Consider the following 11,157-nt stretch of genomic DNA (forward strand, 5'->3'; position numbering starts at 1 on the left):
CTTGGCGGGAAGCATTCGATCACGAAGCGTTTCATCCGGAGAGCGCGCAGGGAAGTGCGCCGTGCGTTCATGGCCCGACCGCCCGCGGCCCCCTCCCGCTACTGCTCCACCGGGAACTCTGCGACTGAACACCAGCTATCGATTATTCACGACTAGGCAACGGAGCGTGTCCCGATGAAAACAATGTGGCGTCGTACCTGCGGACTCGCCCTGGCTCCCCTGGTGATGGCATCGGCCGTCGCCTGTGGCGACGGGTCCGACCAGGCCTCGGAGGGCACGACCCTCCGCGTCATTGTGAACATCACGCCGAACCTGACGGAGAAGTACTGGAACGACCTCTTCGACACCTACGAGAAGTCCCACCCCGGGGTCACGGTCAAGCTCGAACTGACCGGCACCATCTCGGCCGACGCGAAGCTCAGGCAGGACCTGGCCGCGGGCGACCCGCCGGACGTCGCCCAGCAGATCACGCCGACCGCCGACACCGCGTCGCTCTTCGCCGACCTGTCCGACCAGCCCTGGACCGCCAAGACTCCGCTGGCCGACCAGTACGCCATAGACGGCAAGCACTACGTGGTCGGTGTGGGTGAGCAGATACAGTCGCTCGTCTTCTACAACAAGGCCGCTTTCGAGAGGGCCGGGATCGACGCCATGAGCATCCGGACCATGGATCAGTTCACGGCGGCCATGGACCGTTTGAAGGGTGCCGGCTACAAGCCGCTGCAGACTGCCGGGCAGTGGGTCACCGGCTCCCAGTTCTCGATGATGGCCGACGCGGGTGTGCTCACCGCCGATCCCGAGTGGACGGCCAAGCGCAAGGACGGCAAGGTCACCTTCGCCAAGAGCGACTACCTGCCCTACCTGGAGCACTACAAGAGCTGGATCGACAAGGGCTACCTGGACAAGAGCGCGCTCGGTCTCACCTACGCGGACGGCCAGACGGCCTTCCTGAACGGCAAGTCCGCCATGTACATCATGGGTTCGTTCTTCGTGCCCGCCGCTGACGCCGCGAAGAAGAGCGACGACATCGGCGTGTTCACCATGCCGACCGACGGGGCCTACCCGTCCGGCCAGTTCGGCAACATCTCGAACCCGTACGTCGTGGTGAACAAGTCCCGCCACAAGGCCGAGGCGATCGAGTTCGTGAAGTGGGCGACCACCGATCCGAAGGCCATCAAGAGCCAGCTCGCCTCCGACGCCAATCTGCGCGAGGGCTTCACCTACCCGATGTCCAGCCTCGGTTCGTCCGTGCAGCGGATCCTGGACGAGGCGCCGTCGGTGATCGTGAAGTCCGGCAGGAGCCAGCCGATCGCCGGGTTCAGCGACGAGCTCAACAAGCAGATCCAGTCCCTGTACACGGGCTCGTCCCCCGCGGGCGCGGCCGACGGATTGGACAAGTGGTGGAACTCGCAGAACTGAACGCAGGGCTGAAGCAGCGGCGCCGGGCAAGGCTGCGGGACTCGGCCATCTCCCTCGGGATGATGGGCCCGGCCGTCCTGCTCTACACGGTGATGACCGTCGTGCCGGTGGGTGTCGCGGTATATCTCAGCCTGACCGACTGGGACGGATTCTCCACCGCCACGTTCACCGGGCTCGACAACTACAAGCACCTGTTCGACGATCCGAGTTCGTCGGACGCCTGGTACGTGACGGGTCTGATCGCCGCGGCCGGCACGGTCCTCATGGTGGGACTGGGGCTCGTGTACGCGCTGGCCCTCAAGGGCCGTTCCCGCTCGAACTCCTTCTTCCGGGCCGTCGCCTACTTCCCGCACGTCATCAGCGCGCTGATCCTCGGCTATCTGTGGGCGGCGATCCTCGGCACCAACGGCGCCATCAACAACACACTCGCGAAGTTCGGCATCGAACCGCTCGGCTTCCTCTTCGACGAGAAGTTCGCGCTGGTATCGCTGATCGCGGTGATCGTGTGGGCCGGATTCGGCTTCAACGTCGTCCTGTTCGTGGCCGCCCTGCAGACGGTGCCGGCCGAGCTGCTGGAGGCTGCGGCGCTCGACGGCGCGTCCAAGCGGCAGATCAATCTGCGGATCGTGATCCCCATGATCGCGCCCGTGGTCACGGTGGCGACGGTGCTGAACCTGGTGGGGCTCATCCGGGCGTACGACATCGTGGTCAGCCTCACCGGCGGCGGGCCGGCCGGGTCGACACAGACGTTCACGTACCTCATTCTCGCCCGGTCCTTCGAGGGAACCAAGGTCGGGTACGCGACCGCGCAGGCAGTGTTCCTGATGGTGGTCTCCGCCGTGCTCGCCCTCCTCGTGACGGCGCTGCGCAACCGTCAAGACCAAGCTGCGACAGGTTAGTTAGGAGCCGGTGGTGGTCGTACTAGAGGCAGAGGTCCGCGACAGGCCAGAGGCTGCGCCGACCGAGGGTGGTGTCGCGTCGCGGCGTACGGAGCACAAGGAGCCACGCTCGCCCGTGCGGTGGGCCCTCCTCGGTGTGCTCTTCGTCGTCATGATCGTGCCGATCTACCTGCTCGTGGTGAACGCCTTCAAGTCGCAGCAGGACATCCTCGACAACCCGTTCTCGATCCCTCTGAGCGGGCTGACCTTCGAGCACATGTCGGCCGCGATCAACAGCCCGCAGTTCAACGTCATCGGCGGTTACGGCTTCACGCTGTTCCTCGTCGTGGTCGTGGACGTGCTGTGCATCCTGCTCGCGGGCCCGGCCGCGTACGCGATCGCGCGCAGCCTCAAACGGCGTACGCAGCTGGTGCTGCTGTACTTCCTGGCCGGAACGTTCATCCCGGGCGCCGCCGTGATCATCCCGGTGATCTATGTGCTGCGTGAGGTGGGCCTGGCCAATACCGTGACCGGTCTGGTCGCGCACGACGTGGCGTCCACGCTGCCGGTGAGCATCTTCCTGTTCGTCGGCTTCATCCGCACCATCCCGGTGGACATCGATCACGCGGCGACGATCGACGGCGCGGGCCGGTACCGGACGTTCTGGTCGATCATCTTCCCGCTGATGCGTCCTGCGGTCGTCACGGTGCTGATCCTGAACTCGATCGGGATCTGGAACGACTTCGTCTCGCCGCAGATCCTGCTCAGCCCGTCCTCCGGGCACTACACGGTCACGACGGCGATCTACGCCGGCATCAGCCAGTACTCGACCGACCTGACGAAGGTGTTCCCGAACCTTCTGCTCGCTGTCGCGCCCGTCGTCATCTTCTTCATCTACATGCAGCGCCACATCATCAGCGGTCTCACCGTCGGTGCGGTGAAGGGATGAGCCGCGAGAGCCCGGGGCGCAGTGGGACGGCCGGGCTCGATGTTTCCCGTCCGAGAGAGAGCCGAAAGAAGAGAGAGGATCACGGAGTGCTGAGGAGATGGATGCCACGGTCCCGCAGGGGGCCGTGGTCCGCAGCAGCCCTGCTCGCTGCCCTGACCGTGGTGGTGGCCGGTCAGCCCGCCGCCGCTCATCCGGCCAAGTTCCGTACGGGAAAGACGTATTACGTCTCACCGTCCGGCCGGGACACCGCCGGTGGCAAGAGCCCCGAGGCGCCGTTCCGGCACATCCAGAAGTGCGCGGACGTCATGGTGCCGGGCGATACGTGCCTGGTCCTGTCCGGCACGTACGAGGAGACCGTGGTGCCGGCCCGTTCGGGCACCGCCGAACTGCCGATCACGTACCGCGCCGCCGCGGGCGCGAAGGTGACGGTGAGCGGGGCCTCCCGGATCGGCGGCTTCGATCCGGTCACCGCCGCCGATGTCACCGAGATCGCCAAGTCCGACCCGTTCGCCGCTCACTCGCAGTTCAGCGACGCGGTGGCGGCCGGGCACGTCTACAGCACCGGCGTCGACCTCGGCGCGGACGTGACCACCGTGCAGGTGTTCACCGACAAGAAGATGGGCATCGAGGCGCAGTGGCCGTACCCCGGCCTCGACCTGCTCGCCCCCACGCTCCAGTACGCCGGTGCGGGCAGCGCGGACGCCACCATCGCCGACGCGGACCTGACCCGCCCGGCAGGATACTGGGACGGTGCGCGGGCCCTCACCGGCTATTGGTACATCTCGGCCACCACCACGGTGAAGAGCTCCACCACCGGTTCGGTGACACTGGACGCGGCGCCGCCGTGCGTGCACAAGGTCGTGCCCAAGGAGACCCGGTACGCGCTCTCCGGGAAGATCGGTGAACTCGCGCATCCCGGCGAGTGGTTCTACGACCCGGCCGCCAAGCGCCTGTACGTCTACGGCACCGACGACCCGGACGCCCACACCGTCGAGGTCAAACGGCGCACCCTCGGCTTCGACCTGACGCACGCCAGTCACACGACGATCGCGGGCATCGGCCTGTTCGCCACCACGATCAAGACGGGCCCCTCCAGCACCGGCGTCACTCTGGACCGCATCAACGGCCGGTACCTGTCGCACTACACGGACATCACCCGGGGTGCGACGGACTGCGGCAGCACGGTGACACGGGGCGTCGGCGACACCGGCATCATTCTCGACGGCACCCACAACAAGATCGTGAAAAGCGATCTGGCGCTGAGCGCCGGGAACGGAATCGCGCTCCGCGGACAGAACAACACCGCCACGGACAACGTGATCCACGATGTCGACTACATGGGCACCTACGCGGCGGGCATCGCCGTGCAGGGCAACAGCCAGACCGTCACGCACAACACGATCTCCCGCGTCGGCCGCAGCGGGATCAACCTTCAGTGGAACGAGGTGAGCGGCCTCACCCCGGGCAAGGACCTGATCGCGTACAACGACATCTCCGGGTACGCCCGGCTGAGCCTGGACGTCGCCGCGATCTACACCTGTTGCAGCGCCTGGATGATGGGCACATCCATCGACCACAACGTGCTGCACGACCCGGCACCGACCACGACCTCCACCACATTCGGGATCTCGGGAATCTACGCCGACAACGGCCAGAGCGACCTGGTGATCGCCAACAATGTGGGCTGGGGCAACCGGGAGGGCACGGTGATGCTCAACGGTCTGGGCACCGGGTCGCACGACAACAGCGTCTACAACAACACCGGCGGAATGACACTGTTCTATGTGAAGGAGCCGGGGCAGTCGACCGGCACCAGGATCTACAACAACATCGGCACGATCCGCGGCCTGGACGGCGCCACCGACGGCGGGCTGGTGCTTTCCAACAACCTTCCCGCGGGCGTCGATCCGCTGTTCGTCGACGCGGCGAACCACGACTACCGGCTGACCGCTGAATCCCCCGCACGCAATCAGGCGATTCCGCTGCCGGGAATCAATGACGGTTCCACGGACACGAAGCCGAGTCTGGGTGCCTACCAGTACGGGGCACCCGAGTGGACTGCCGGCGCCCGTCGGTAGCCGGCACGCAACACGGCTGTGGGCCCGGTCCGGAATTCCGGATCGGGCCCACAGCCGATTGATCAATTCGACTGCGCCGCCGATTTCACGGCTGCCGTCTTCCTGGCCGCCGTCCTGCCGGCCGCCGTCTTCTTCGTCGCGGCGGCCTTCTTGGGCGGCTTCTTGGCCTCCCGTGCATCAGGGACGGGCCCGCGGCCGGCCGCGTGGTCGGCGAAGGCCTCAGCCGCCCTGTCGGGCTCCCCGGACCGCAACAGGCCGACCAGACGGCCGTGTTCGTCGGCCATCGCGCACCAGTCACCCTCGAAGAGCGGGTCGGAGATGGCCCGCAGGGTACGCAGGCTCGGCTCGATGACCTCCCACATCCGGGCCAGGAACGGATTGCCCGCGTACTGACTGACCAGGGTGTGGAACTCTATGTCGGCGTCGCGGAAGCCGCTGACGTCGTTGGCGGCGACCGCCTCGTGCATCCGCTCGACCAGCATATCGAGCTCGGTGAGCTGTTCCTCGGTGATGTGCTCGGTGGCGAGCCGGGCGGCCAGGCTCTCCAGCGGTTCACGGACCTGACGGGCGTACTCCGCGTCCTGCGAGGAGATCTCGACGACGAAGTGGCCGCGGCGTGGGACGTGCGTGAACAGGCCCTCTCGGGCGAGCCGCTTGACCGCCTCGCGCACCGGGGCCTGGCTCACGCCGAGCCGCCGGGCGATCTCCGATTCGACCACGCGGTCGTTCGGAGCGAGATCGCCCTCGACGACGGCCTGGCGGAGCAGTTCGTACACCTGGTCCGAGATCAGGGTCTTGCGGAACCGGTCCTTGTTGGTGGCCAGCGTGGAGACGAATCCACCCGACGCATTAGATGCCATGAATACCCAATCCTGCACTGGGGCACGTCAGTTGCGACATAATACGCGCCCGTCTTCTCTCGATGGAGTCACATCGAGGTTTCCAGCTGCCTGCCATCCGGCCATGCCCGTTCGACAACCTCACGGCGGGTCGAAACGTGCCATCGGGCCTCTCCGCGGAGGTGGGGACCGACTCTCGGCGAAGTGAAGTTCACTTTTCATCGCCTATCGATCATCGAGGAAATCGAAGCAGGGGCGTTCGAGCACTGTCAACCACGCGGACGTCAACCGCATGCACATCAGCCACGCGTCTCAGCCACCGAGTCCGTACACGCGGACCGCGTTCGCATGCAGTACGCGGTCGAGCTGATCGGCTGCCAGGTGGGACAGTCCGAGCCGGGACGCGGCGAGCGAGTCGGCCCGTGAACCGCGGGGCAGGCAGATCGGCCAGTCGGAGCCGATGAGGCAGCGGTCGGGCCCGAGCGTGTCCACGACATGCCGCACCAGGTGCGCGATGCGCTGCGGTGGGAGCCCGTGCTGCTGGGTGAGCAGCCCGGAGATCTTCACCATCACATTCGGGCTCGCGGCAGCGCGCTCCACATCGCGGAACCACTCCCCTGCCTCCGGTGCGCGCGGGTCCGGGGCGTTGCCCAGGTGGTCGACCACGACGGTGAGTCCGGGATGCCGCGCGCCGACATCGGCGGCCGCCGTCAATGCTCTCCGGTGCAGATTGATTTCCAGCGCGACACCCGCTTCGGCCAGCACGGGGACGAGTGCGCGGGCCGGCTCGGGGGTGCCCGTCCACGAGGAGCCGCCGAGTCGCATGCCATTGGGGCGGGAGTCCCCCAGCTCCTGGAGGAAGGCGCGGAATGCATCGGGCCCGTCCGTGCCGTGGACGTGCAGGTTGGCCACGTACCCGGTGACCAGATCCGGGCGCCTTCGGCGCAGTTCACGCAGGGCGAGCGTCTCCCCCGCGTCGCCGCGCGACGCCTCGACCAGGATCGCTCCGGCCAGGTCGAGCCCCGCACCCGACCGCTCCAAATCGTCCTCGTCGAAGGCGCGATGGTGCTCACCACCCGGTCGGATCCACGGGAACCCCTCGGCCGGATCCCACAGGTGGACATGGCAGTCGATCACGGTGCGCCTCCTCCTTGGGTCTGTCGGGGCCGCTCCGACGTATTGACACTTCGGCTCCCCTCCCATGAGTCTAACTATCGGCTATCGATGGGCGATTGTTCAATCCGTACATGACGAGAGTGCAGGTGTTCTCGATGCTCAGGCCTGAACGAACCGGTGACGCGCACCGCGCGGGCGAGGCGCACGGGCCTCTGCTGACCGCGACCCGGCGCGTCAGCGAGGTCCCCGAGTGGGCCCACTTGGAAAGGGAGTTGTTCGCGGTCCAGGACAAGGCATGGCGACTCTTCGCCGACCGCTACACCGAGGGCGACGGCCGTCTCGTCTTCCGCGACACGCTCGGGCAGGGCATGGACGGCCGGGACGGCGTGGACGACTTCTACGAGCCGTTCTTCAACTGGCCGACGCTCTATCTGCTCGGCGGCAGCGCGGAGCTGCTGACCGCCGCACGGCGCCACTGGCGCGGAGTCACCGCGCAGCTCACCGAGATGGGCATGCTCGCCGACGGCCTGGAGCGCGGCTACGACTGGTTCCACCAGGGCGAGGGACTGCTCCTCTTCTACGGTCTGTGCCTGGCGGACCCGGATGACGCGGAGCTGCGCGAACTCGCCTTCCGATTCGCCGACTTCTACCTTCCCGGCGGCCCCAACTACGATCCCGAGCACCGCCTCGTGCGCGCCCCGCACAATGGCTCGGCGGGGCCGCGCTTCGGCTTCAGCGACGAGGAGGCGTACTTCCCGTGGAGCCTGGCCCTGCGCCCGTACGGTCTGCCGTTGGACGGCTTCGAGGACGTCACGTCCTTCGACGACCTGACCACGTCGCCCGAGCGTGCCCGCGCGTACGGGCGGGCGATGTGGGACCGGATGGGCCGGGGTGACACCATCGTGAACCTCGCCGCCACCGGCCTCGCCACCAACGCCTTCCTGCTCAGCGGGGAACAGCGTTACGCGGACTGGGTGGCCGAGTACGTCGGCGTGTGGCAGGAGCGGCTCGCGGGTCGCGACGTCGTGCCCGACAACGTCGGCCTGAACGGTGTGGTGGGCGAGTACCTGGACGGGCGCTGGTACGGCGGCCACTACGGATGGTCGTGGCCGCACGGCCTGTCCCCGGTGGGCAGCGCCACCGTCATCGGCGCCGCCAACGCGACGCTCCTCACCGGGGACCGGGCCTTCTTGGACCTCGCCCGCAATCCGCTCGACGCGGTGCTGCGCCACGCCGAGCAGCGCGGTGCCGATCGGATGGGCACCCTGGGCGAGCGCTGGAAGCCGCATCTGAGCGCGATGACGGCCGAGCGCACCCTCATGGTGCCCCAGCGGCACAACGACTCCGGCTGGTTCGACTTCACCGTCATGCCGGGCCAGCTCCCGCTCGCCCTGTGGCACTTCAGCCGCGAGCAGGCCGACCGGGACCGGATCGAGCACCTGCGCGCCGAGTCCCACTGGGACTGGACCGCTGTGCACACCCAGCGGATCAAGGACGAGGCCGGGCACGAGGAGCCCTGGTACGAATTCCTGCACGGACGGAACCCGCACTTCCCCGAGCGGATGCTGCGCAGCGCCCTCGCGAGCTGCGCCGAGCGGGTCGAGGCCATCGAGAGCGACACCGTCGACCCGGCCGTCGGCCCCGACGCCCTGGACATCCACCACTGGCAGCACCTCAACCCCGTGGTGACGGAAGCCCTGTTGCAGCTGACCACCGGCTCGCCGCAGGTCCTCTACAACGGCGGCCTCGCCCAACTGCATGTGCGCTATCACGACGCGGAAGCCCGCCGCCCCGGCCTGCCGCAGAACGTCGCCGCGCTGGTGTCCGACATCCGCCCGGACCACACGGTGGTGGAGCTGGTGAACCTCGGCGGTGCGGCGCGCTCCCTGCTGGTACAGGCGGGGTCGTTCGGCGAGCACCGCATCGCCACCGTTCGTGTGGACGACGGACCCGAGCGGCCGGTCGACGGACCGTACTGCCGCGTCGGCCTTCCCGGGAACTCACGGATCCGGCTGACCCTGACCATGACGCTGCGCGCGAACCGCGCGGCCTGTGCCTCACCGTGGGAGACGGCATGACCGACACCGCCGCAACGAACCGGCTGCCCTTCACCCTGCCCCGCCTCGGCATCGGCACCGCTCCCCTGGGCGGGCTCTTCGAAGAGGTCACCGAGCAGGACGCCGCCGCCACCCTCAAGGCCGCCGCCGAGGCCGGGATCACTTATTTCGACACCGCGCCCCGCTACGGACACGGCCTCGCCGAACAGCGCCTGGGACGCTTGCTGCCTCCGTCCGGGGACACCGGACCGTTGATCTCCACCAAGACGGGCTGGCTGCTGCGCCCCCGGCCGGACGGCTCACCCGGTGAGGTGATCACCGACTGGACGGAGCGCGGCATCCGCGAGTCCCTGGAATCGAGCCTGACCCGCCTGGGCCGCTCCAGCGTCGACATCCTGTATCTGCACGACCCGGACGACTACCCGGACGAGATACGCCGCACGGCCTATCCGGCGGTGCGCAAGCTGCGTGAGGAAGGGCTGATCCGGGCGATCGGATTCGGCATGAACCACAGTGGCCCGCTCGCCTCGTACGTGGCGGAGTTCGAGGTCGACGTCGTGCTCATCGCGGGCCGTTTCTCACTCCTGGACCACGAGGCGCTCACCACCCTGTTGCCGCTGTGCGCCGGAACGGGCACGGCGGTGGTCGTCGGTGGCGTCTTCAACACCGGGCTGCTGGCCGACCCGTCCCCCGGCGCCATGTTCAACTACCGGCCGGTCCCCACACAGGCGCTGGAGCGGGCGCGGCAGTGCCGGGCGTTGTGCGAGGCGTACGAGGTGCCGCTCCCCGCGGCCGCGATCCAGTTCCCGCTGCTGCACACGGCAGTCGACTCGGTGGTCCTGGGCTGCCGTTCGGCGTCCGAGGTGACGGCGAACGCGGCGGCTGCCCGCTTCCCGGTCCCCGACGAGCTGTGGCAGCGGCTCGCGGAGGCCGGCTTCGTGCCCGAGCAGTTGCTGGAAGGGCGCGCCGAGTAGCGCCTCCTCGGAAGGCCGGAGCGGGCCGGGGAGGTGCTCCCCGGCCTGCTCCGGGTGGTGTCCGGCCTCAGGTGCGCTTGAAGATCTCGACCTCCCCGACCGCGACCGGCCGCCCCTCGCCCCGGCCGGACGCGGCCTTCAGCACGAGCCGGACGGAGACGACGTCGCTGATGCCGGTCCGCAGCGTCTGGCGGCCCGGTTTGTCGGTGAGCGTCATCGTCTTCTCGTGAACCTCACCGTCCGCCGAGGTGGTGATCAGATCGACCCGGGTGGGCCTGGCTCCCTTCCGGAATTCCTCGGGGTCCGTCGACACACCCGGGTACACCACGACGCCGACCAGCCGGAACGGCTTGTCGAAGGTGCACGTCAGCGACGAGCCGAGCGTGGGTGCCGCCCAGTATTTGTTGGTCAGTCCGTCGACGGCGGCGGACGCCGGATGGCCGGGAGCATGTCCGCTCGCCGTGACCTCGCTCGGGCTCGTCTCCGCTGTTCCGCCGAGCTTGTCCCGTACGTCCTCGAAGACGTAGCGCCCGGCCGGCAGGAGCAGGAAGCCCGCGAACAACAGCCCGACGACCACCAGCACCAGCACGGTCCGCCGCAGCACCCGGCCCGATCCGCTCCTCACCCGGCGGCGGAACGGCCACACCGTACGCCACCACGGCAGCGGCGCGGGCTGCTCCCTGGTCTGCAAGGGTGCGGCGCAGCGGCGGCAGAACTTGCGTCCCGGCAGGTTCGGGGTGCCGCACGCCGGGCACGGCGACCCGTCCGGCTCCTCGTCCGGCGTCACGGGTCTCACGACGGGCCGCCGGGCTATCGGCTTGGCCGGCTGCACCGCGACCACGGGCGC

General features: G+C 68.3%; 9 protein-coding genes. 6 read left to right on the forward strand and 3 right to left on the reverse strand.

The window, feature by feature from the left end; translation table 11 throughout:
• Positions 1-174: 174 nt before the first annotated feature.
• The 4 genes from ACWCQ6_RS33735 (at position 175) to ACWCQ6_RS33750 (ending at position 5,324) form a co-directional block, all read left to right on the forward strand.
• Positions 175-1,419 (forward strand): ABC transporter substrate-binding protein, encoded by a 1,245-nt coding sequence (locus ACWCQ6_RS33735; protein ID WP_451095793.1) that lies wholly within the window; start codon positions 175-177, stop codon positions 1,417-1,419.
• The gene (locus ACWCQ6_RS33740) at positions 1,398-2,318 is read left to right on the forward strand and encodes a carbohydrate ABC transporter permease (RefSeq protein WP_451095795.1); all 921 of its coding nucleotides are present in this window, start codon (positions 1,398-1,400) and stop codon (positions 2,316-2,318) included. The genes ACWCQ6_RS33735 and ACWCQ6_RS33740 overlap by 22 nt, the downstream gene beginning before the upstream one ends.
• A gap of 115 nt (positions 2,319-2,433) precedes the next feature.
• A complete protein-coding gene (locus ACWCQ6_RS33745; RefSeq protein ID WP_385824083.1) occupies positions 2,434-3,246 on the forward strand; it encodes a carbohydrate ABC transporter permease in 813 nt (270 codons plus the stop codon).
• Between the two features lie 101 nt (positions 3,247-3,347).
• On the forward strand, positions 3,348-5,324 hold the full coding sequence (locus ACWCQ6_RS33750) for a right-handed parallel beta-helix repeat-containing protein (protein ID WP_451095798.1): 1,977 nt from the start codon (positions 3,348-3,350) through the stop codon (positions 5,322-5,324).
• 62 nt (positions 5,325-5,386) lie between these two features.
• On the opposite strand, the gene ACWCQ6_RS33755 is transcribed toward ACWCQ6_RS33750, so the two are convergent.
• On the reverse strand, positions 5,387-6,184 hold the full coding sequence (locus ACWCQ6_RS33755) for a GntR family transcriptional regulator (RefSeq protein ID WP_451095800.1): 798 nt from the start codon (positions 6,182-6,184) through the stop codon (positions 5,387-5,389).
• A 291-nt stretch (positions 6,185-6,475) separates the two neighbouring features.
• Positions 6,476-7,300 carry an amidohydrolase family protein gene (locus ACWCQ6_RS33760; RefSeq protein ID WP_451095802.1) on the reverse strand — a complete coding sequence of 275 codons (825 nt, stop codon included), beginning with the start codon at positions 7,298-7,300 and terminating at the stop codon, positions 6,476-6,478.
• A 110-nt stretch (positions 7,301-7,410) separates the two neighbouring features.
• Between ACWCQ6_RS33760 and ACWCQ6_RS33765 the strand changes: the two genes are divergently transcribed.
• Together ACWCQ6_RS33765 and ACWCQ6_RS33770 are read left to right on the forward strand one after the other, a co-directional pair.
• Positions 7,411-9,357 carry a hypothetical protein gene (locus ACWCQ6_RS33765; RefSeq protein WP_451095804.1) on the forward strand — a complete coding sequence of 649 codons (1,947 nt, stop codon included), beginning with the start codon at positions 7,411-7,413 and terminating at the stop codon, positions 9,355-9,357.
• Positions 9,354-10,310: an aldo/keto reductase gene (locus tag ACWCQ6_RS33770; RefSeq protein WP_451095806.1), complete on the forward strand. Its 957-nt coding sequence runs from the start codon at positions 9,354-9,356 to the stop codon at positions 10,308-10,310. Before ACWCQ6_RS33765 ends, ACWCQ6_RS33770 begins: the two co-directional genes overlap by 4 nt.
• A gap of 67 nt (positions 10,311-10,377) precedes the next feature.
• Here ACWCQ6_RS33770 and ACWCQ6_RS33775 read toward each other — a convergent pair.
• Positions 10,378-11,157 (reverse strand): NADase-type glycan-binding domain-containing protein (locus ACWCQ6_RS33775; RefSeq protein ID WP_451095808.1); only part of this gene is annotated, 780 nt, incomplete at its 5' end.

The organism is Streptomyces sp. NPDC001880, from assembly GCF_053594575.1.